Below are 21,960 nucleotides of genomic sequence, written 5' to 3'. Positions count from 1 at the left end.
TGCTTAATCCGCTATCACCTGCTGATCCTCAATAACTCATTGGGATTATCGGCTATTTATGACTACGCTGAATGTCAGCGCCTCTCATTTGGGCAGCAGGAGTTGTCCCTCAATAAGGAATTGAATATCATGAAAATACGCCACACACTCTTATTGGTCACACCATTGTTGGCCTATGCAACCCTCTCTTCAGCGGCCAACACCGATGGCTGTGCCCAAAAAGCACAGGCGATTCAAGCACAGGTTGATTACGCCAAGCAGCACGGCAACCGCCACCGCGTGGAAGGTTTGGAAAAAGCACTCCGCGAGGTACAAAACCACTGTACTGAGGCCAGTTTAGCCACAGAACGCCAACAGAAAATCGCTGATAAACAAGATAAAGTCGCCGAGCGCGAGCAAGAACTGCAAGAGGCTCGGCAAGCAGGCAAAGCGGACAAAGTGGCCAATAAGCAGAAAAAACTGGCCGAAGCACAGGCTGAGCTGAAAGCGGCTCAGGCGGAATAATTTTTTTACACCAGCGGATTTATCGATGAGAGCCACGCCTGGCGGGATTTTAGCAGCCTATCGCGTAGTTGGTCAGTGAGATCAACCAGACATAAGCCCTTTGCTCCGACGAATAAATCCGCTATGTTGAAAGTCTGTCGACGTTAAGGAGTTATCGAAATGGCACAAGATTCAAATGCAGAAAATTTACGCGCTGAACTGAAGTCTCTGGCCGATACGTTGGAAGAAGTTCTGAACTCTTCCACCGATAAATCTAAAGCCGAGCTGGAAAAACTGCGCGCCAAAGCAGAAGACACGCTGAAAGATACTCGTGCACGCCTGAGCGATGCTGGCGACAAACTGGCCCATCAAACCAAGCAGATGGCCTGCCAGGCCGACGATTATGTGCGTGAAAACCCGTGGACCGGTATCGGTATCGGCGCTGCGGTCGGCATAGTGTTAGGCGTTCTACTCGCGCGCCGCTGATGATGAGCGAAAAACCGCAAACTCGCGCCCAGGGCCCTGCTAAAGGGGTCCTGGATATCGGCCAACGTATCCTCACTATTCTGGTCAAGATGGTGGAAACGCGGGTGCGCTTGGCCGTTATCGAATTGGAAGAAGAGAAAACCAACCTCGTTCAGTTACTGATGATGGCCGGAATCACTCTTCTGTTCACCGCTTTCGGCCTGATGAGCCTGTTGTTGCTGATTTTCTGGGCGATCGACCCCGCTTATCGCCTGATCGCGCTGGGCACCACCACCGCCGTGTTGCTGTCGCTGGCCCTCGTGGGCATCATCTGGACGCTGTCTAAAGCGCGTCGTTCCACCCTGCTGAGCGCCACACGCAAGCAACTGGAGCTGGATCGTTCCACGCTGGAGGGCAACAATGAATCACCGCCAGTACCGTGAATGGAAAAAACAGCAGTTGATTCAACAGATCCAGCAGCAACGCCTGGATCTGGCGGCAAACAAGACGCTATGGCTGGAAAAGACCGAATGCCTCGATCAAGGCTGGCAAACGCTATTTAGCCTGCGTAAATATGTGGCTATTGCTTCCAGCGTTGTTGCTCTGTATGGCATCCGCCACCCCGGCAAATTTATCCGTTGGTCACGCCGCGCTATTGGCGTTTGGAGCACTATTCGTTTGATCCGCAAAGCATTCCCCTCCAAGTAATACCTCCACCTCTCGTTCAATTATCCCGTAGTAAAACCCTATATTTTGTGCAGTTTCTTCGCATCTATCACCAACATTCTGATTCTTCTCACTTTATAAGCAGGCTTAACATTCAATTTTTTTGAAAAAATATGACAGATTTACTTGCTAACAACCGCAATCATTCTCGTCTAGTATTCATTTCATCAACAGGCCATGGGCAGCTCAACGCTACCAGCCGAACAGATGCCAAGATTGGCGAACAACATCACTTTCGGAGTTAATGATGAAAAAATTAGAAGATACAGGTTTGCTGGTTGCACGTATTTTGATGCCAATCCTGTTTATCGTGGCGGGTTACGGCAAAATGGGGGATGCCTATGCGGGCACTCAACAATACATGCAGGCAATGGGTGTACCTGGTTTTCTGCTGCCATTAACTATTCTGTTGGAACTTGGCGGCGGTCTGGCGATTCTGTTCGGCTTCCTGACCCGCACCGTGGCGCTGTTCACCGCCGGTTTCACCATTCTGACCGCACTGTTGTTCCACACTAACTTTGCTGAAGGTGTAAACCAACTGATGTTTATGAAAAACCTGACCATTGCCGGTGGTTACATCGTTCTGGCCGTTGCTGGCCCTGGTGGTTTCAGCATCGATCGTCTTCTGAACAAGAAATGGTAAGTTGAACATCTCAGCCAAAGGCTCGGTTTTCCGGGCCTTTGGGCTTTTCTCATTCGGCTAATGCCGGGCATGGCGGAGATGGTCAATATGGCGCATATCCGCCATCACTATTACCGCAGCCACACTACCCTCAATCCCCATGGCATTATTTCTATTGGGCCGACGCAGGATCTCAATGCACCGCACAGGCGCGATCGGCATTTTGGTTAACGTTTAACCCCATCCACCGGGCGGGGTTACTGATTTTCCTGCCGGGCAAACAGGCGTGGGATCTCGCGCAGGAACCAGGATTTCGCTTCCCCCATGCTGTCACGCCGCCAGGCCATGATGATCTCGACCTCCTGACTGTATTCCGGGCCAACCACGCGCAAGCGCCCGGCTTCGATGTCTTTTTCCACCATGCTGTACGGCAGGGTGGCTACGCCTAATCCGGCCAGCAGAGCGCGACGTTTATCTTCAATGGTGCTGACCGTCAGGCGTTGCTGCTTATCCAGCAACTGTACGGTTAATACCGGCCGCTCGCGCGCAGTATCGGCCACCGCAATGCCGCGATATTTCACCCTGGTGGTTTCCGACAGCGGTTCCGGTTCCTGGTGGATCGGATGATCCGGCGCAGCCACATAGACGCTCATCACTTTGTACAATTTGCGGGTATTGATTTCCGACGAGGCACGAAAGTGCATATCCGGTGCGATCACGATATCGGCACGCCCCTGCTCCAAACGTTCCCAGGCACCGGCCAGCACTTCGGTAAAAATCGACACCTGGGTGTTGGCTTTCAGCGCCAGTTTGTCGATCAGCGGGAACAGTTTAGCCGCCGGTGACAGTGCCTCACTGACGATAGTCAGATGGGTTTCCCAACCGCGCGCCAACGCTTCAGCATCAGTGGTCAGTTTGTCAGCGGCCTCAAGCAAAACGCGCCCACGCTCAAGTAACATCCGCCCGACGTTGGTAAACTTGGTGCGATGTCCTGAACGATCAAACAGCACCACGTCCAGTTCTTCTTCCAGCTTTTGCATGGTATAGCTTAGTGCTGAAGGCACTCGCCCCAGTTCATCGGCAGCAGCAGCAAAGCTGCCACGGCGGTCAATCGCATCCATTACCCTCAGCGCTTCCAGCGTTAATGCACGATCTCTGGCCATCGAATCTCTCTTTCAGGAAATTTGAATATACCGACCAGATTAACTGGCTAACAATCCGGCGTCCAGATGCTTACCATTCGAGTAATGAATATTTAAAGAGCCGATTGCCATGATTACATGCAGAACAGCACAACAATGCGGGCAAGCTGACTTTGGTTGGCTACAGGCTCGCTATACCTTTTCCTTTGGGCATTACTTTGATCCCAAACTGATGGGCTACGCCTCGTTGCGGGTCTTGAATCAGGAAGTGCTGGTACCGGGTGCCTCGTTCCAGCCACGTACCTACCCTAACGTCGATATTCTGAACGTGATCCTGCAAGGGGAAGCCGAATATCGCGACAGCAATGGCAATAGCGTGCGAGCGGCGGCCGGAGAAGCGCTGTTGTTGGCCACTCAGACCGGGCTCAGTTATAGCGAACAGAACATCAGCAGCACAACACCGCTCACCCGTATGCAACTGTGGCTGGATGCCTGCCCGGAACGCAGCAACGAGCGGGTACAACGCTTGAATCTGCCATCACAGCCGCATCGGTTGCTGGCATCGCCCGATGGCACACAAGGCAGTCTGCAACTGCGGCAACAGGTGTGGATCCATCACCTGGATTTACAGGCCGGTGAGCAGCAAACGCTGGCGCTGAACGGGCCGCGCGCTTACCTGCAATCGATCCACGGCACGCTTTCAGCCAGCGGTGAACACCACGACAGCCAAAAGCTGACCTGCGGAGACGGCGCGTTTATCCGCGAGGAAAATCGCCTCACCGTTCGGGCAGAGACAGCGCTGCGCGCGCTGCTGATTGATTTACCGATTTAGGCAGTAATAAGAAAAACCCCGCGCAGCTCAGGCTACGCGGGGTTTTCTATTGATAGAGGGAGTTGACCGGTAAGCCGGGTTCTGTCGTGGACAGTCATTCCTCTAGGCCAGCAATCGCTCACTGGCTCAAGCAGCCTACCCGGGTTCAGTACGGGCCGTACCATGCGAACCCCTATTTGGCCTTGCTCCGGGTGGAGTTTACCGTGCCACGGACTGTTGCCAGCCGCGCGGTGCGCTCTTACCGCACCCTTTCACCCTTACCTGATCCCGCTTGCGCGGGCCATCGGCGGTTTGCTCTCTGTTGCACTAGTCGTAGGCTTGCGCCCCCCAGGCGTTACCTGGCACCCTGCCCTATGGAGCCCGGACTTTCCTCCCCTCCATCTGTCTCCCCCGAAGAGGACGGCAATGAAGCGGCGACTGTCTGGTCAACTCCGGCGCGGATAGTAGCGTCGTGACCCCGGCAGGTCAACAGCTTTACTGTTCCTGATGTTCCAACGCGTGCTTATACAACGCATTTTTCTTCACGCCGTGGATCTCTGCCGCCAGGGCCGCCGCCTTTTTCAGCGGCAGTTCTTTCTGCAACAATGCCAGCGTACGCAGCGCTTCCAAGGGCAGATCGTCCTCCTGCGTCTTGTGGCCTTCAACAATCAGCACCATCTCCCCCCGGCGGCGGACTTCATCTTCCAGCACCCAGGCCAGCAGTTCCCCCACTGGCGCACCGTGGATCGACTCCCAGGTTTTGGTCAACTCGCGAGCCAGCACCACATAGCGCTGCGGCCCCCACACGGCGACCATATCTTGCAGGCTTTCCAGTAAACGGTGAGTTGACTCATAGAAAATCAGCGTGCGTGGTTCCTCTGCCAGCGCCAGCAGAGTATCCTTACGGCCTTTGGTTTTCGCAGGCAGGAATCCTTCGTAGCAAAAGCGATCGGAAGCCAACCCGGCAGCGCACAGCGCCGTGGTGGCAGCACAGGCACCTGGCAGCGGTACGACGCGGATCCCCGCTTCACGGCAACGGCGCACCAGGTGATAACCGGGGTCGTTGATCAATGGCGTGCCAGCGTCAGAAACCAGTGCTATGCTCTGGCCTTCCTGCAGTTTCGCCAGCAATTGGTCCGCCTTCTGCTGTTCGTTATGGTCGTGCAGCGCAAACAACCGCGCGCTAATTGCAAAGTGTTGCAACAGCAACCCGGTATGACGCGTATCTTCCGCCGCAATCAGATCGACGCTTTTCAGTACTTCGAGTGCCCGATAAGTGATATCCCCCAGGTTACCGATGGGAGTAGGCACCACGTACAGCGTTGAGGCAGAAATGACTGATTGTTGCTGTTGATTCATTGTTTCATCCGGATTGCCGATTTAATATTGAGCATCTTGAAAAAAACATCACTGGATACAGTATGCTTTCCTCATCATTCATTCGTACCAAAGCAGGGCGTTTACTCCCTGTTGTACTGGCCGCCCTGCTGTTAGCAGGCTGCCCGAGTCAGGCGCCACAAACTCCGCCGATAAATATACAAGATGAAGCGAGCGCCAACTCTGATTACTATCTGCAACAGTTGCAGCAAAGCAGCGATGATAACAAGGCTGACTGGCAATTACTTGCTATTCGCGCATTAATCCGCGAAGGCCAGTTACCACAGGCCGCTGCGCAGCTGAACGCTCTGCCGCAAGATATGAACAGCCAACAACAGGTGGAACGCCAGTTGTTGCTCGCAGAGCTGCAAGTTGGCAACAAAAGTTATGACGCCGCGCGTAATGCGCTGAGCAGCATCGACAGCAACTTACTCTCGCCTAATCAATTAGTACGCCTGTACCAGACACAGATTGCCGCCTATCAGGGCCAAGCGTCCCTGCCACTGCTCCGTGCCTATATCGCTCAGGAACCGCTGCTGCCGGTTAATGCGCGGCAGGACAACCTTGATCAGACCTGGCAGGCACTGCTCGGCCTCAAACCGGCAGAGATGAATAGCCTGGTAATCAACGCCAACGAAAACGTGCTGCAAGGCTGGCTGGATCTGCTGCGGGTTTATCAGGAAAGCAAGCAGGATCCAGAACTGCTGAAAGCCGGAATCAAAGACTGGCAAAACCGCTATCCACAAAACCCAGCGGCCAAAAACCTGCCAACCCAATTAAGCCAGGTGCAGAATTTCAGCCAAGCGTCCACCTCAAGCATCGCGCTGCTGTTACCGCTGAATGGTCAGGCGAAGGTGTTTTCCGATGCTATCCAGCAAGGCTTTGCCGCCGCCCAAAGTGGCATCACGCTTGCCGCACCGGTCCAAGCAACGCAGCCAAGCAACGATCCGGCTCAAAATGCCGCAGCGCTGCCAAATGCCAACGGTGCAGTGAGCCCTTCCGCATCTCCTGCGGATATCGCCACGGCACAACTGATAGCACTAACCACCGCTCCCACTCCACCTGCGCAGCCCACCAATGCTCAGGTGAAGGTATACGATACTTCCAGCCAGCCATTACCTGCTCTACTGGCCCAAGCCCAGCAGGATGGGGCAACGCTGGTGGTTGGCCCGTTACTGAAGGCCGATGTTGATCAGCTTGCCAGCACGCCCACTGCGCTGAACGTACTGGCACTCAACCAGCCGGAACAGCCGCAAGACAGCCCGAACATCTGCTACTTCGCGCTTTCTCCTGAAGACGAAGCCCGCGATGCAGCACGGCATATCTGGGCACAACAGAAGCGCCTGCCGTTGTTGTTGCTCCCGCGTGGCGCGTTTGGCGATCGCGTTGCCAAAGCCTTTAGCGAAGAGTGGCAGAAACAGGGTGGTCAAACCGTGCTGCAACAGAGCATCGGTTCTACCACCGAACTACGCCAGATGGTTAACAGCGGCGGTATCCGCATGAGCGGTACGCCAGTCTCGGCACCCGCACAAGCGCCACAGTCTGTGACTATCGCTGGTCTGACCATTCCGGCTCAGCCAAGCGAGATCTCTGCCTCTACCGGCGGCGGCGTTGATGCGGTGTACATCGTGGCCACCCAGGACCAGCTGACGCTGATCAAACCGATGATCGACATGACCACCAACTCCCGCAGCAAGCCTGCCATGTTCGCCAGCTCACGCAGCTATCAGGCTGGTGCTGGCCCAGATTTCCGTCTGGAAATGGAAGGCCTGCAATTTAGTGATATTCCTTTGCTGGCAGGCGTCAACCCGGCCTTGCAGCAACAGGCCAGTGCCAAATTCGGCAACGACTATTCCCTGGTACGCCTTTACGCCATGGGGATGGATGCCTGGACATTGACCAACCACTTTGCTGAAATGCGCCAGTTGCCCGGTTTCCAGGTTTCTGGAGCCAGCGGCGTGCTAAGTTCTTCACCCCACTGTGTGATCACCAGGAAACTGACTTGGTTGCAATACCGCCAGGGTTCGGTCGTTCCGGTCTCCTGAGCCAACGCGCCAAAGGGGCGGGCTACGAAATACAGGCCCGCCGCTATCTGGAACGCGCTGGGCTGACCTTCACCGCCGCCAACGTGGCGGTGCGCGGTGGTGAGCTTGATCTCATCATGCGCGATGGACAAACCTGGGTGTTCGTTGAAGTACGCTATCGGCGCAGCGCCGCATTTGGTGATGCTGCCGCCAGCGTCACTTACCGCAAGCAACAGCGGTTGCTGCATGCCGCCGCCGTCTGGCTGGCGGGGCGCGGAGCCAGTTTTGACACATCATCTTGCCGTTTTGATGTTTTTGCCATCACCGGTAGCCAGTTAGAATGGATACCGAATGCCTTCAATGCGGATTAATTATGGTTTACCGGTGTAGGCCGGCCTTTGACTTAGTGGATTAAAAACAACGTGCTGGATCGAATCAAAGTCTGTTTTACCGAAAGTATCCAAACCCAGATTGCAGCGGCGGAAGCCCTGCCTGACGCCATCTCCCGCGCCGCGATGACCCTGGTTCAATCGTTATTGAACGGCAACAAGATCCTGTGCTGTGGCAATGGGACATCAGCCGCCAATGCGCAGCATTTTGCTGCCAGTATGATTAACCGTTTTGAAACCGAGCGCCCCAGCCTGCCTGCCATCGCACTGAATGCTGATAACGTGGTGCTGACCGCGATCGGTAACGATCGTCTGCACGATGAAGTGTATGCCAAGCAGGTGCGCGCGTTGGGCCATGCCGGAGATGTCTTGCTGGCGATTTCCACTCACGGTAATAGCCGTGATATTGTGAAAGCGGTTGAAGCCGCAGTAACGCGAGATATGACCATTGTTGCGCTCACGGGCCACGACGGCGGGGAATTGGCAGGTTTACTTGGCCAACAGGATGTTGAGATCCGTATCCCTTCCCACCGCAGTGCGCGCATTCAGGAAATGCATATGTTTACCGTAAATTGCCTATGCGACCTGATTGATAATACGTTGTTCCCCCACCAGGACGATTAAAGGAACTGAGATGAAGCTGAAAACAACATTGGCAGTGCTGTTCAGCGCTCTGCTGTTACAAGGCTGTGTCGGCGCTGTCGTGGTCGGCAGTGCGGCCGTTGCCACCAAAACTGCCACAGACCCGCGCTCCGTAGGTACTCAGGTCGATGACGGAACCTTGGAGGCTCGGGTTGAAAATGCCCTGAGTAAAGATCAGCAACTGAAAAAAGAAGCCCGGGTGGTCGCAACCGCCTATCAGGGCAAGGTTCTGCTGACCGGTCAATCGCCCAGCACCGAACTTGCCAGCCGTGCGAAACAGATCGCACTCGGCGTCGAGGGTGCCGCAGAAGTGTATAACGAAATCCGCCAGGGCACGCCGGTCAGCCTGGGAACCGCGTCTTCAGATACCTGGATCACCACCAAAGTCCGTTCGCAGCTCCTGACCAGCGATACGGTCAAATCCTCAAACGTGAAGGTAACGACCGAGAATGGCGAAGTATTCTTACTGGGCCTGGTCACACAAAAAGAAGGGCAGTCGGCAGCACAGATCGCCAGCCAGATCGGTGGCGTAAGACACGTCACCACGGCATTTACCTACGTTAAGTAACAGCGCACACCGGGGTAAGAGCGGCGTTATCTGATGCCCTTACCCCGGCCCTCTCCCACGATCGTCAGCAAGTCATCAGCGCGGGAAAAGAACACATAGCCAATCACTTCAGCTCATTCTGTTTAAGAAACTCCGCCCCGCCTAGTTGCCGCATCTGGCGCATAATCCACTGCTGGCGCCCAATCACGTACCCTGAAGGGGCTTTAACCTTAAAGCGATGAGGATTGGGTAAAACCGCCGCCAACAATGCCGCTTCAGATGCCGTCAACCGTTTGGCCGGTTTATTGAAAAAACGCTGGGCCGCGGCTTCTACACCGAATATACCGTCACCGAATTCGACAATATTCAGGTACACCGTCAAAATTCGGCGTTTGGTCCACACCAGCTCAATCCCCGCCGTCAACCCGACTTCAAGCCCTTTACGCACCCAACTGCGCCCATCCCACAGAAACAGGTTCTTTGCCGTCTGCTGAGACAGCGTGGAAGCACCACGAATGCGTGTCGGGCGGCGTTCATTGTGGCTGATCGCCTTTTCGATAGCCGCCACATCAAAACCCCAATGATCGGGGAACTTCTGATCTTCTGCGGCCATCACCGCCAGCACCATATTCGGCGAAATCTCATCCATCGACACCCAATCCGAATGAGCAACATAGCTGAAATCACCGCTCAGCCAGGCGCTGATTTGCCGCTCTACCATCACCGCAGAAAAGGGCACCGGCAGAAAGGCAAACAGGATAATCCCTGCCAACCACAGGCCCGCCACCGCCAACAAAACGCGTTTAAGCCAATACCACAGCCGGGGAATCACCGACTTAACCGTAAATCTGCTCATTCGGTTAAATCCAGCACCCGTGAAACCAGCTTATCAATTCCGCGCGCCGCTTCGCCGATCGATTGAGCCAACATGTAGGCTGGCGTCGTCACCACTTTGTTCTCAATATCGACCACAATATCATCCACAGGGCAAATCACTGGCTCTCCCCCCATGGCATCTATCACCTCGCCGAGATCGGGATCGTTACCAATTGTCAGCCGGATTTGTTGGCCCAAGATCTTGGGTAACAGGACCGGAGCAATGCACATAAAACCAATTGGTTTATGCGCCTTATGCATTTTTTGCGTAATCTCAGCAAAATCTGTATTAACGGAACATTCACTGCCCTCCTCGGCAAAACTGCTGAGATTCTTAGCAGCACCAAATCCACCGGGTACGATCAGGGCATCCAACTGGCTGACATCAGCCTGAGAAAGGGGCTGAATCTTCCCTCGCGCAATGCGCGCAGATTCCACTAACACGTTACGTTTTTCAGGCAAAACATCGCCAGATAAGTGATTAATAACATGGAGTTGTTCCTCATCAGGGGCAAAGCACACCGCCTGTGCACCGGCACGATCCAATGCCAGTAATGTGAGGACAGTTTCATGGATCTCCGCACCGTCATAAACGCCACAACCACTCAGTACCACACCTACCTGTTTCATCGATATTCTCCCAATCAGGACGACCAATGGATAAGCACCTAAAACCAACAAACACTAACTACATCACACATTTTAATGAATCTTCTAACAAGAGCGCTTACATTTGCTATGTTGTTCGCTGTATGATGTATACGAATTTTCTGCAACCTGCTCTACCTGAACATTGAAAACCAATACGCAGGTTCACAATTTCCCTGGTGTTGGCGCAATATTCGCGCACCCCGGCCTAGGTCGGGGTCATTTTTTTTCAGCGTTCTCTACCCATGCCCGCAACGTTGCCACATCGTTACGCCACTCCTGTTTGAGTTCATCCACCCAATCCTGCACGTTATCCCACCATGCCGGTAACGTCGGTGTCTGAATCTGCTGTGCCAGTTGTTGCAGATGTTTCAGCCCCACAGAACCCGCAGCCCCTTTAATCTTGTGGCCTTCTTCCGTGATCCCTTTCTGATCGCGCGCGGTCATATTGGAATCCAACAGCGCCAGATAGCCCGGCATCACCTGTTCGAACATGTCCAGGCTCTGATAAATCAACTGCGGCCCCACCAGGTCCATGTACTGCTCCAGCATGACGGTATCCAGTAACGATTCGTTAATCTGCATTGCCTGTTGCTCCATTTTTTTTGTGGTATGCGAGGGTTGTAGATCCCAGTAATGTTTGATCATCTGGGTCAAGGCCGGTACCGACAAGGGTTTACTCAACACATCATCCATACCCGCTTCAAGATACTCTTTCTTGTCTTTCAGTACGTTGGCCGTCAGCGCAATCAACGGCGGCAGTGCCTGGCCGCTGTAGCGGCTGCGCAGCTCACGGGCAATATCCAGCCCGGTCATATCCGGCAACTGGATATCCAGCAGCACCAGATCGAATTCATCCGGGTCAAACATCGCCAGCGCGTCATGACCATTCATCGCCACTTCCACGCTGTTACCCAGCTTCTCCAGCACCGAGCGCGCAACGATCACGTTCAGCTCAATATCTTCCACCAGCAGAATGTGCAGTGCTGGCAGCGGCAGATCGTCTTCTTGCTCGGCCTCGTTCACCACGTCTTCCACCGCCGGGGCCATGATGGTCAACGTGAAGCAAGAACCCTGCCCCGGTGCGCTTTGCACGGTAATATCACCGCCCATGCTCTGCGCCAGCCGTTTGGAAACCGCCAGGCCGATCCCCGTGCCGGTAGCGGGCCGCCCGCCGTGCTGATCTTTCACCTGGTAATACATGGCGAAGATTTTATCCTGCTCATCCTGTGGAATACCCATGCCGGAGTCTTCCACTTCGAACGTCATCCGTTCGTGATCTTCATGCCGCACGCGCACCACAATCCGGCCCTGCGGGGTGAACTTCACCGCATTGCCGATCAGATTCCACAGGATCTGGCGCAGGCGCGTGCCGTCGGTAATGATTTTCTGCGGCAAGGGGAGCTGCGGTTCCATCACAAATTGCAGCCCTTTTGGCTGCGACAGCAGGCCAGCAAGGTTTTCCAGATCGGCCAGGAAGCCGGTAAAATCCACCGGCTGATTATCCAACTGCACTTTGCGCCGCTCGAGTTTATCCATCTCGATAATGTCGTTGAAAATATTGCCGAGGGTGATGGCGCTGACGTGGATGGTTTTCAGGTAATTGAGTTGCTCACCATTCAGTTCGGTATCGAGCAGGATACGGCTCAGGCCGACAATGCCATTAAGCGGCGTACGAAGCTCGTGGCTGATCGTTGAGATAAAGGTGGTCTTGTCCCTGCTGGCATTCTCCAGCGCGTCCTGGTAGCGCTTACGCTCGGTTATATCGCGCCCAAAACCCATCAGCCCGTGGCGTTTGCCCACGCGATCGTAAAACGGCACCTTGCGCAGCTCAAAACAGGCTTTGCGCCCGTCCGGGTACACCAGCCACTGCTCGTAGGTCAGAGAAACGTTGTGGCGGAATACTTTTTCGTCGGTTTCGATGACTTTCTCGGCGACATCCTGGCTGTAAACATCAAACGGCGTCAGGCCAATCAGTTGCTTTTCGCTCTTGCCGGTCAGCAGTTCCATGGCCCGGTTGCAGCCAGAGAACTCTTTATCTTCGTTGCGGTAATAGACCAAATCCGGTGAGGCATCGAGGAAAGAGCGCAGCAGCACCGATTGCTGGCCGAGTTCGACCTGCGCGCGCTCGCGCTGCTCCATTTCTTCGGTCAGCTTGTCCATCACCTGTTGGCGGCCTTCCTCCGCCTTGATGCGCTCGGCAATTTCCTGATTAAGCTGGGTGATGTTCTCTTTCATCTGCTGGTTCAAGGCGAGATCGCGGTAGCGCATCTCCTCAAGCTTATCCACCAGCCGTGCCAGGCGCTGGCGCGACTCTTCCAGTTGCTCGACCACCACCGAAAGAAAGTAGACCGCCCACGGCGTGATCAACAGGCCAAAAAAGATCGAGCGCACCACATCGATACTTTCCACCTGACCACGCAGCAGCATGGTGACCGCCATCTGCACCACCATCGCCAGCACCACCAACGCAGAAGCCAGCAACAGCGAAAAGCGCACCAGGCCAAGCTTTACCATTAAATCAACGTAGTACTGGGCTAACACCCGGATTTGCTTCATGAGCCATTCCCATCAGACCTAATCGTTTAAATCATACCGTAAACTTTTCCCTTTCGTCTGGGAGTGATATCGAGCTAATAGAAAATAACGGCACTTGTCATGCAGTTAGCGCATACCCAACACCGCATGCTGGTGGCTGACATTCATGAACGAAACCGCTCATCCTTAAGAACTAATCAATTGTTACTAAAGGAATTAATTGTGATTCACCCCACTCTTTCGCCTCTTGAGATCGGCAGTTCATTAATATATGAATGAACTACCGTGTACTGACACTTCTCTGTTCAACCACGGATACCGAGACCTTGGGCCAATTTTCTCTGATGTGAGGATTAACCATATTAACGATCAGCCGATCCGCTCCGTTCGCCCTGTTATTGGTTCTGACCTGGCCGTTGCACGCCAATACCAGCGCACCTGCTGCCTATCTGGCCGCAGATGATTCGAAGATTGCTACGCTGTTGCCACCGCCGCCGCCGAAAGGTAGCCCGCAGGATCGGGCAGATAGGCAGGCGGTATTAACCATTCAGGCCAACCGCACTCCGGAACAGATTGCCAAAGCCAAAAAGGACGACCATCTGGAAGATGCCGCGTTTCCATTCGCCAAGGATATTTTCGGCCCGGCGTTCACCGTGGAGCGCAATCCGCTGTGCGCCGCCCTGTTCCGCCGGGTTTATCAGGACTTCGTGCAAAAACTGATGCCCGCCAAGGCATTTTATGGCAGACCACGCCCCTATGAGGCTGACAGCAATGTGAAACCTCTGCTGCCGCCACCAGAAGGTGATTCTTATCCTAGCGGCCATGCCATGGACAGCTACCTGACCGCCATTCTGCTGGCCCAGATAGTCCCTGAACAACGGGTAGCCTTGTTTGAACAGGCCGCCAGCAATGCGCAAAGCCGCGTGATTGCTGGCGTTCACTACCCGAGCGATCTGGAAGGAGGCAAGCTGGCAGCCACCGTGCTGGCCGCGCGCCTGTTGTTGAACCCGCAATTTCAGCAGGATTTGCAGCAAGTGCGGGCTGAAGTACGCGCCAATCTGCAGCTATAAAGCGGCCTGATAAGCCTGCTCAACGCCCAACTGGCTGCCCTGACCGCCGTAGCATTGCAGATAACCACCGATCGCCTGCATGCCATTCCAGCGGTTTTCGCACCATAATGGGGCCAGCAGCGTTGGCCGACGTGCGCTGGCAGAAATGCGGTGATAGACAATCTCTTTCGGCGTATGGCGAATCATTTCACCGGCGCTGGCGGCGTAATCGCTCAGCGCCAGCGCCGGTAAACGGCCCGCCTGCCAGGCTCGCGCCATGATGCTGCCGGTAACGATATGCAGCGGGTGCAGCTTGATACCGTCCACGCCGTTCTCAACCACCGCCTGAAGCGTTGCCAAGTGATCTGCCTGGGTTTCCCCCGGCAGGCCAACGATAAGATGGCTACAAACCTTCAGGCCGCGCTCACGCGCCCGCCGGGCGGTCTGCTGATAACAGGAGAAATTATGGCCACGGTTGATGCGCTTCAGCGTTTTATTGTGTGCCGTTTGCAGCCCCAGCTCCAACCAGACTTCAAATCCCTGTTCACGGTAACCCGCCAGCAAATCAAGCGCCGCATCGGGCACACAGTCCGGCCGGGTGCCCACACAGATGCCGACCATTTCTGCCTGCAACAATGCCTGCCGATACATGCTGGCCAGCAATGCCACTTCTGCATAAGTACTGGTATAGGCCTGGAAGTAGGCCAGATAGCGTTTTGCCCGATTGACCTTGCGTGCCTGCACGGCCAGCTGTTCGGCGATGCTCTGCTGCTGCATCTGTTCATCGGCGAACGACGCCACGTTGCAAAACGTGCAGCCACCGCGGCCAAGCGTCCCATCGCGGTTCGGGCAGCTAAACCCGCCATGCAGCGTGAGTTTGTGGATCTTCTCGCCATAGCGGCGCTGAAGATCGCTGCCAAACATATTGACTAATTGCGGCAACTGCATAATCTTGGTGTTTCTCTGCTTTCAAAGCCTATGATGCTAATCAAAGGTGGCTGTTCCCGCGATGACAGAGATCAACGCTTTTCTCCAAAGGCCGCTTTAGACATAACTATTCATTATTACTGCAAATAAAGTCACTTCCATCACGATGAATTTTTCTAATCTGCGCACCGTTATTAACCTCTTTATGACAAAGTGATGAAAAACAGTCATAACCAACAATAAATCAATATTTACTAGAATAAAATTCTGTCATTCCCATCCGTACTAGCATGGTGCAGAGATTCAGGCCTTGCACTACAGTGAGACAGCTCACATTTCACTGGCCTTCTCCTTGCCTTCACACGGCGAGCAAAATGTCTGAAAAATCTTATTTTTCAAAATAATAAGCCTGATTTATCCATCAGAAAACCTGATTAAGCCCATATTTGACCTGCGTATTCTTTCTCGTATAAGTTGGAAGTCCGCTGGAAGCTTTCTGGACGGGCAAACGTCTCGTCATATTTATGCAGTATTTTAAGACTCCCTCTTAAAACAAGTCATTTACCACTTGTGAAAACCGTCACGAGAGGCCATTGATGGAGGGCGGAAAAGCAGTTCGGCGCTATTCACCTCGCCGTTCGGACTTCCGCCTGAAACCAGGAAGCCCCCTCGTGGGTGGTTGTGAGAGTCACGCAGAGCCTGGGGAGGTTCACTGATATGTTGTACGACAAATCCCAAGAGAGGGACAACTGTGGTTTCGGCCTGATCGCCCACATAGAAGGCGAACCTAGCCACAAGGTAGTGCGAACGGCTATTCACGCACTGGCCCGTATGCAGCACCGTGGCGCAATCCTTGCTGACGGCAAGACTGGCGACGGTTGTGGCCTGTTATTGCAAAAGCCCGATCGCTTTTTCCGCATGGTGGCGGAAGAGCGCGGCTGGCGTTTAGCCAAGAACTACGCGGTTGGCATGATGTTCCTCAGCACCAACGAAGAGGAAGCCCGCGCCAGCCGCCGCATTGTGGAAGAAGAGTTGCAGAACGAAACGCTGTCGATTGTCGGCTGGCGTGAAGTTCCCACCAACCCGGACGTGCTGGGTGAAATCGCCCTCTCTTCCCTGCCGCGTATTGAACAGATTTTCGTCAACGCCCCTGCGGGCTGGCGTCCGCGCGATATGGAACGCCGCCTGTTTATAGCGCGTCGCCGTATCGAGAAGCGCGTTCAGGATGACAGCTTCTATGTGTGCAGTTTCTCCAACCTGGTGACGATCTACAAAGGCCTGTGTATGCCTGCGGATCTGCCACGTTTTTATCTGGATCTCGCCGATCTGCGCTTGGAATCCGCCATCTGCCTGTTCCACCAGCGTTTCTCCACCAATACCGTACCGCGCTGGCCATTGGCGCAACCGTTTCGCTATCTGGCGCACAACGGTGAGATCAACACCATCACTGGTAACCGCCAGTGGGCACGCGCCCGTACTTATAAATTCCAGACTCCGCTAATCCCGGATCTGCATTCCGCTGCACCGTTCGTTAACGAAACCGGCTCCGACTCCAGCTCGCTGGACAATATGCTGGAGCTGTTGCTGGCGGGCGGGATGGACTTGATCCGCGCCATGCGTTTGCTGGTGCCACCGGCCTGGCAGAACAACCCGGATATGGATACCGATCTGCGTGCGTTCTTCGACTTCAACTCGATGCACATGGAACCGTGGGACGGCCCGGCAGGCATCGTGATGTCCGACGGCCGCTATGCCGCCTGTAGCCTGGATCGTAACGGGTTGCGCCCGGCGCGCTACGTGATCACCAAAGACAAGCTGATCACCTGCGCCTCGGAAGTGGGCATCTGGGATTATCAGCCGGATGAAGTGGTAGAGAAAGGCCGCGTTGGGCCGGGCGAACTGATGGTGATCGATACCCGCAGCGGCAAGATCCTGCACTCCGCCGAAACCGATAACGATCTGAAAAGCCGCCATCCGTATAAAGAGTGGATGGAGAAAAACGTTAAGCGTCTGGTGCCGTTTGAAGATTTGCCGGACGATCAGGTGGGTAAACGCGAACTGGATGACGCCACGCTCGAAACTTACCAGAAACAGTTCGGCTACAGCAGCGAAGAGCTGGATCAGGTGATCCGCGTGCTGGGCGAGATTGGCCAGGAAGCCACCGGTTCAATGGGTGACGATACCCCGTTTGCCGTGCTTTCCAGCCGCCCACGTATCATTTATGACTACTTCCGCCAACAGTTTGCGCAGGTGACCAACCCGCCGATCGATCCGCTGCGTGAAGCACACGTGATGTCGCTGGCCACCAGCATCGGCCGCGAAATGAACGTGTTCTGCGAAGCCGAAGGCCAGGCGCACCGCCTGAGCTTTAAGTCGCCGATCCTGCTGTATTCGGATTTCAAACAGCTCACCACGCTGGAAGGGGAATATTATCGCGCCGATACGCTCGATCTGACCTTCGATCCGGCCGAGCAGGATCTGGAGCAGACGGTCCGTACCCTGTGCGATGAAGCGGAACGTAAAGTCCGTGACGGTGCGGTGCTGCTGGTGTTATCCGATCGCGCCATCAGCAATCAACGCCTGCCAGTACCGGCCCCGATGGCCGTGGGTGCGATCCAGACCCGTCTGGTAGAAAAAAACCTGCGTTGCGACGCCAACATCATCGTTGAAACCGCAAGCGCACGCGATCCGCACCACTTTGCCGTGCTGCTGGGCTTTGGTGCTACCGCTATCTATCCGTATCTGGCCTACGAAACGCTGGCCAAGCTGGTAGACAGCCAGGCGATCGACAAGCAATACCGCGAAGTGATGCTGAACTACCGCAACGGCATCAATAAAGGGCTGTACAAGATCATGTCCAAAATGGGCATTTCTACCATCGCCTCTTACCGTTGCTCGAAATTGTTTGAAGCCGTCGGCCTGCATCGTGATCTTTCCGATCTGTGCTTCCAGGGCGTAGTCAGTCGCATTGGCGGTGCCAGTTTCAGCGATTTCCAACAGGATCTGCAAAACCTGAATAAACGTGCGTGGCTGAAACGCAAGCCGCTGGAACAGGGTGGCCTGCTGAAGTTCGTTCACGGTGGCGAATATCACGCCTACAACCCGGATGTCGTGAACTCACTGCAAAAAGCGGTGCACAGCGGCGAATACAGTGACTATCAGGCTTATGCCAAGCTGGTCAACGAGCGCCCAATCGCCACGCTGCGCGATCTGCTGGCGATCAAACCGCAAGGCACGCCGATCCCGGTCGATCAGGTTGAACCGGCCGAGTCACTGTTCACACGCTTCGATACCGCCGCCATGTCCATCGGGGCGCTGAGCCCAGAAGCGCATGAGTCGCTGGCGATCGCCATGAACAGCCTCGGTGGTTTCTCCAACTCCGGCGAAGGCGGTGAAGATCCAGCGCGTTACGGCACCCACAAAGTCTCCCGTATCAAGCAGGTGGCTTCCGGCCGCTTTGGCGTGACCCCGGCTTACCTGGTTAACGCCGATGTGATCCAGATTAAAGTCGCCCAGGGCGCCAAGCCGGGTGAAGGCGGTCAGTTGCCAGGGGATAAAGTCACGCCGTATATCGCCAAACTGCGTTATTCGGTGCCGGGCGTCACCCTGATTTCCCCACCGCCGCACCACGATATCTATTCGATCGAAGATTTGGCGCAGCTGATTTTCGACCTGAAACAGGTGAACCCGAAGGCGATGATTTCGGTGAAGCTGGTTTCCGAGCCGGGCGTGGGCACCATTGCCACCGGCGTGGCGAAAGCCTATGCCGATCTGATCACCATTGCCGGTTACGACGGCGGCACCGGTGCCAGCCCGCTGTCTTCGGTGAAATACGCCGGTTGCCCATGGGAACTGGGCCTGGTGGAAACCCAGCAGGCGCTGGTGGCCAACGGCCTACGTCACAAAATCCGCCTACAGGTGGATGGCGGCCTGAAAACCGGCGTCGACATTGTTAAAGCGGCGATCCTCGGTGCGGAAAGTTTCGGTTTCGGTACTGGCCCGATGGTTGCGCTGGGTTGTAAATACCTGCGTATCTGCCACCTCAATAACTGTGCCACCGGTGTTGCGACCCAGGACGAAAAACTGCGCCGCGATCACTATCACGGCCTGCCGGAGCGTGTGGTCAACTATTTCCACTTTATCGCGCGGGAAACCCGCGAAATCATGGCGGAACTGGGCGTCGGCCAACTGGTCGATCTGATTGGCCGTACCGAGTTCCTGACCGAACTGGATGGGATCTCTGCTAAACAGAACAAGCTGGATCTGTCGCCGTTGCTGAAAACTGCCACGCCACACGCGGGCAAAGCGCTGCACTGCACCGAAAGCAGCAACCCGCCGTTCGATCAGGGTTTGCTGAATAAAGAGCTGATGGCGCAGGCAAAACCGCACGTTGAAGCGAAGCAGAGCAAGACCTTCTACTTCGATATCCGCAACACCGATCGTTCAGTGGGTGCCACCTTGTCGGGTGCGATTGCGACCCTGCACGGCGATCAAGGCATGGCGGCCGATCCGATCAAAGCGCACTTCTCCGGTACCGCAGGCCAGAGCTTTGGCGTATGGAATGCGGGCGGGGTTGAACTGACCCTGACCGGCGACGCCAACGACTACGTGGGTAAAGGCATGGCCGGTGGCCGCATTGCCGTGCGCCCGCCAGTAGGCTCAGCCTTCCGCAGCCATGAAGCCAGCATCGTGGGTAATACCTGCCTGTATGGCGCAACCGGTGGCAAGCTGTTCGCCGCAGGCCGCGCGGGTGAGCGTTTCGCAGTGCGTAACTCCGGTGCCATTACCGTGGTTGAAGGGATTGGTGATAACGGTTGTGAATACATGACCGGTGGTATCGTCTGCGTGCTGGGCAAAACTGGCATCAACTTTGGTGCGGGCATGACCGGTGGTTTCGCCTATGTGCTGGATGAAGACGGCGAGTTCCGCAAACGCGTCAATCCAGAGCTGGTAGAAGTGTTAGCCGTCGATCAACTGGCAATCCACGAAGAGCACCTGCGTGGTTTGATTACCGAGCACGTGCAGGCAACCGGTTCATCGCGCGCCGAAGAGATCCTGGCCAACTGGCCGGAATGGGCGCCGAAGTTTGCTCTGGTCAAGCCGAAGTCCAGTGATGTCAAAGCATTGTTGGGTCACCGTAGTCGAAGCGCCGCCGAGCTGCGGGTTCAGGCACAGTAAGAGGTCATGAAATGAGTCAGAATGTTTATCAATTTATCGACCTACAGCGTGTTGATCCGCCAAAGAAACCGCTGAAGATCCGTAAAATTGAGTTTGTAGAGATTTACGAGCCGTTTTCGGAAACCCAAGCGAAAGCGCAGGCCGATCGCTGCCTGTCTTGCGGCAACCCGTATTGCGAATGGAAATGCCCGGTGCATAACTACATTCCAAACTGGCTGAAGCTGGCGAACGAAGGCCGCATTATGGAAGCGGCCGATCTGGCGCACCAGACCAACAGCCTGCCGGAAGTCTGCGGCCGTGTTTGCCCGCAAGATCGCCTGTGTGAAGGTTCTTGCACCCTGAATGACGAATTCGGCGCGGTCACCATCGGCAATATCGAGCGCTATATCAATGATAAAGCCATTGAAATGGGCTGGAAGCCGGATATGTCGCACGTGCAGCCGACCGGCAAGCGCGTGGCGGTGATCGGGGCTGGCCCGGCTGGCTTGGCCTGTGCCGACGTGCTGACCCGCAACGGGGTAAAAGCGGTGGTTTTCGATCGCCATCCCGAGATCGGCGGCCTGCTGACCTTCGGCATTCCCGCCTTCAAGCTGGAAAAAGAGGTGATGATCAAGCGCCGTGAGATCTTCAGCGAAATGGGCATTGAGTTCCAGCTTAATACCGAAATCGGTAAAGACATCACCATGGATGCGCTGTTAAGCGAATACGATGCGGTGTTCCTTGGCGTGGGCACTTACCAATCGATGCGCGGTGGGCTGGATAACGAAGAGGCTCCGGGTGTTTATGATGCTCTGCCATTCCTGATCGCCAATACCAAACAGCTGATGGGTTATGACGCTACGCAGCACGAGCCCTATGTCAGCATGGAAGGTAAACGCGTGGTGGTGCTTGGCGGTGGCGATACCGCGATGGACTGCGTGCGTACCTCCATCCGCCAAGGCGCAACGCAGGTAACCTGCGCCTATCGCCGTGATGAAGTCAACATGCCGGGTTCCAAACGCGAAGTGAAGAATGCGCGTGAAGAAGGGGTAGAGTTCAAATTCAACCTGCAACCGCTGAGTATTGAGCTGAACAGCGCGGGTCGCGTGGCTGGCGTGAAGATGGTGCGCACTCAGTTGGGCGCTCCGGATGCCAATGGCCGTCAGGTTGCCGAGCAGGTCGCCGGTTCAGAACACGTACTCGACGCCGATGCGGTGGTGATGGCGTTTGGTTTCCGCCCACACAAAATGGACTGGCTGGCAGCGCACGACGTGCAGCTCGACAAACAGGGCCGGATTGTGGCGCCAGAAACTGTCGATAACGCCTTCCAGACCAGCAACCCGAAGATCTTCGCCGGTGGCGATGCGGTGCGCGGTTCCGATCTAGTGGTGACCGCAATTGCCGAAGGGCGTAAAGCCGCAGAAGGCATCATGAGTTACTTGGAAGTGTAAGCCGTTCCTCTGCGTTATCCCAAGGGCCAGCATGCTGGCCCTTTATTTTTTGGCAAGCGCCCAAGATCCGGGCAACAAAAAAGGCA

At 55.2% G+C, this 21,960-nt stretch carries 19 protein-coding genes, 1 other RNA gene and 1 pseudogene; 14 read left to right on the top strand and 7 right to left on the bottom strand.

From position 1 onward, the window contains the following. The first annotated feature begins 129 nt into the window (after nucleotides 1-129). From ACX9GT_RS02995 to ACX9GT_RS02970, 6 genes and pseudogenes are all read left to right on the top strand, one after another. Nucleotides 130-504 (top strand): DUF1090 domain-containing protein, encoded by a 375-nt coding sequence (locus tag ACX9GT_RS02995; RefSeq protein ID WP_473189747.1) that lies wholly within the window; start codon nucleotides 130-132, stop codon nucleotides 502-504. Between the two features lie 159 nt (nucleotides 505-663). Next, nucleotides 664-969 (top strand): ElaB/YgaM/YqjD family protein, encoded by a 306-nt coding sequence (locus tag ACX9GT_RS02990; protein WP_473189746.1) that lies wholly within the window; start codon nucleotides 664-666, stop codon nucleotides 967-969. A 2-nt stretch (nucleotides 970-971) separates the two neighbouring features. Beyond that, nucleotides 972-1,391 (top strand): phage holin family protein, encoded by a 420-nt coding sequence (locus tag ACX9GT_RS02985; RefSeq protein ID WP_473191492.1) that lies wholly within the window; start codon nucleotides 972-974, stop codon nucleotides 1,389-1,391. Continuing rightward, nucleotides 1,369-1,656, top strand: coding sequence for a YqjK-like family protein (locus tag ACX9GT_RS02980; protein WP_473189745.1), 288 nt, complete (start codon nucleotides 1,369-1,371; stop codon nucleotides 1,654-1,656). Before ACX9GT_RS02985 ends, ACX9GT_RS02980 begins: the two co-directional genes overlap by 23 nt. Nucleotides 1,657-1,921: 265 nt before the next feature. Further along, nucleotides 1,922-2,317: a DoxX family protein gene (locus tag ACX9GT_RS02975; protein ID WP_473191491.1), complete on the top strand. Its 396-nt coding sequence runs from the start codon at nucleotides 1,922-1,924 to the stop codon at nucleotides 2,315-2,317. A 36-nt stretch (nucleotides 2,318-2,353) separates the two neighbouring features. After that, nucleotides 2,354-2,527, top strand: a pseudogene (locus tag ACX9GT_RS02970) (glutathione S-transferase family protein); the annotation flags it as partial. 26 nt (nucleotides 2,528-2,553) lie between these two features. Here the strand turns inward: ACX9GT_RS02970 and ACX9GT_RS02965 are convergent. Continuing rightward, on the bottom strand, nucleotides 2,554-3,459 hold the full coding sequence (locus tag ACX9GT_RS02965) for a LysR family transcriptional regulator (RefSeq protein WP_473189744.1): 906 nt from the start codon (nucleotides 3,457-3,459) through the stop codon (nucleotides 2,554-2,556). Between the two features lie 109 nt (nucleotides 3,460-3,568). Here ACX9GT_RS02965 and ACX9GT_RS02960 point away from each other — a divergent pair, with 109 nt between their 5' ends. Further along, nucleotides 3,569-4,270 (top strand): pirin family protein, encoded by a 702-nt coding sequence (locus ACX9GT_RS02960; protein ID WP_473189743.1) that lies wholly within the window; start codon nucleotides 3,569-3,571, stop codon nucleotides 4,268-4,270. 54 nt (nucleotides 4,271-4,324) lie between these two features. Here ACX9GT_RS02960 and rnpB read toward each other — a convergent pair. Both rnpB and rsmI read right to left on the bottom strand, forming a co-directional pair. Continuing rightward, nucleotides 4,325-4,703, bottom strand: an RNA gene (gene rnpB, locus ACX9GT_RS02955) — RNase P RNA component class A. Between the two features lie 41 nt (nucleotides 4,704-4,744). Then, nucleotides 4,745-5,608 (bottom strand): 16S rRNA (cytidine(1402)-2'-O)-methyltransferase, encoded by an 864-nt coding sequence (rsmI, locus tag ACX9GT_RS02950; protein WP_473189742.1) that lies wholly within the window; start codon nucleotides 5,606-5,608, stop codon nucleotides 4,745-4,747. A gap of 62 nt (nucleotides 5,609-5,670) precedes the next feature. Here rsmI and ACX9GT_RS02945 point away from each other — a divergent pair, with 62 nt between their 5' ends. The 4 genes from ACX9GT_RS02945 to dolP are packed head-to-tail and all read left to right on the top strand — an operon-like array spanning nucleotide 5,671 to nucleotide 9,249. After that, a complete protein-coding gene (locus ACX9GT_RS02945; protein ID WP_473189741.1) occupies nucleotides 5,671-7,671 on the top strand; it encodes a penicillin-binding protein activator in 2,001 nt (666 codons plus the stop codon). Then, complete coding sequence (locus tag ACX9GT_RS02940) at nucleotides 7,668-8,021, top strand: YraN family protein (protein ID WP_473191490.1); 354 nt, start codon at nucleotides 7,668-7,670, stop codon at nucleotides 8,019-8,021. The genes ACX9GT_RS02945 and ACX9GT_RS02940 overlap by 4 nt, the downstream gene beginning before the upstream one ends. Before the next feature lie 51 nt (nucleotides 8,022-8,072). Beyond that, nucleotides 8,073-8,663, top strand: coding sequence for a DnaA initiator-associating protein DiaA (diaA, locus tag ACX9GT_RS02935; RefSeq protein WP_459400157.1), 591 nt, complete (start codon nucleotides 8,073-8,075; stop codon nucleotides 8,661-8,663). A gap of 10 nt (nucleotides 8,664-8,673) precedes the next feature. After that, the gene (dolP, locus tag ACX9GT_RS02930) at nucleotides 8,674-9,249 is read left to right on the top strand and encodes a division/outer membrane stress-associated lipid-binding lipoprotein (RefSeq protein WP_473189740.1); all 576 of its coding nucleotides are present in this window, start codon (nucleotides 8,674-8,676) and stop codon (nucleotides 9,247-9,249) included. Nucleotides 9,250-9,352: 103 nt separating this feature from the next. Here dolP and mtgA read toward each other — a convergent pair whose 3' ends face one another. From mtgA to arcB, 3 genes are all read right to left on the bottom strand, one after another. After that, entirely contained in the window at nucleotides 9,353-10,084 is a 732-nt protein-coding gene (mtgA, locus tag ACX9GT_RS02925; protein WP_473189739.1) for a monofunctional biosynthetic peptidoglycan transglycosylase, read from the bottom strand. Further along, entirely contained in the window at nucleotides 10,081-10,734 is a 654-nt protein-coding gene (elbB, locus tag ACX9GT_RS02920) for an isoprenoid biosynthesis glyoxalase ElbB (RefSeq protein ID WP_473189738.1), read from the bottom strand. The genes mtgA and elbB overlap by 4 nt, the downstream gene beginning before the upstream one ends. 237 nt (nucleotides 10,735-10,971) lie before the next feature. Further along, a complete protein-coding gene (gene arcB / locus ACX9GT_RS02915) occupies nucleotides 10,972-13,311 on the bottom strand; it encodes an aerobic respiration two-component sensor histidine kinase ArcB (RefSeq protein ID WP_473189737.1) in 2,340 nt (779 codons plus the stop codon). A 377-nt stretch (nucleotides 13,312-13,688) separates the two neighbouring features. On the opposite strand from arcB, the gene ACX9GT_RS02910 reads away from it, so the two are divergent. Then, on the top strand, nucleotides 13,689-14,360 hold the full coding sequence (locus ACX9GT_RS02910; RefSeq protein ID WP_473189736.1) for an acid phosphatase: 672 nt from the start codon (nucleotides 13,689-13,691) through the stop codon (nucleotides 14,358-14,360). Here ACX9GT_RS02910 and mnmL read toward each other — a convergent pair. After that, entirely contained in the window at nucleotides 14,355-15,287 is a 933-nt protein-coding gene (mnmL, locus tag ACX9GT_RS02905) for a tRNA modification radical SAM protein MnmL/YtqA (protein WP_473189735.1), read from the bottom strand. The two genes, ACX9GT_RS02910 and mnmL, sit on opposite strands and share 6 nt — an antisense overlap. Before the next feature lie 696 nt (nucleotides 15,288-15,983). On the opposite strand from mnmL, the gene gltB reads away from it, so the two are divergent. Then, nucleotides 15,984-20,444: a glutamate synthase large subunit gene (gltB, locus tag ACX9GT_RS02900; RefSeq protein WP_473189734.1), complete on the top strand. Its 4,461-nt coding sequence runs from the start codon at nucleotides 15,984-15,986 to the stop codon at nucleotides 20,442-20,444. Between the two features lie 11 nt (nucleotides 20,445-20,455). Further along, complete coding sequence (locus tag ACX9GT_RS02895; RefSeq protein ID WP_473189733.1) at nucleotides 20,456-21,874, top strand: glutamate synthase small subunit; 1,419 nt, start codon at nucleotides 20,456-20,458, stop codon at nucleotides 21,872-21,874. The last annotated feature ends 86 nt before the right edge of the window (nucleotides 21,875-21,960 follow it).

It is taken from the genome of Serratia sp. YWN4, assembly GCF_055790845.1.
The sequence above is the reverse complement of the archived record's forward strand: the minus strand, read 5'-3'. Positions and strand labels throughout refer to the sequence as shown.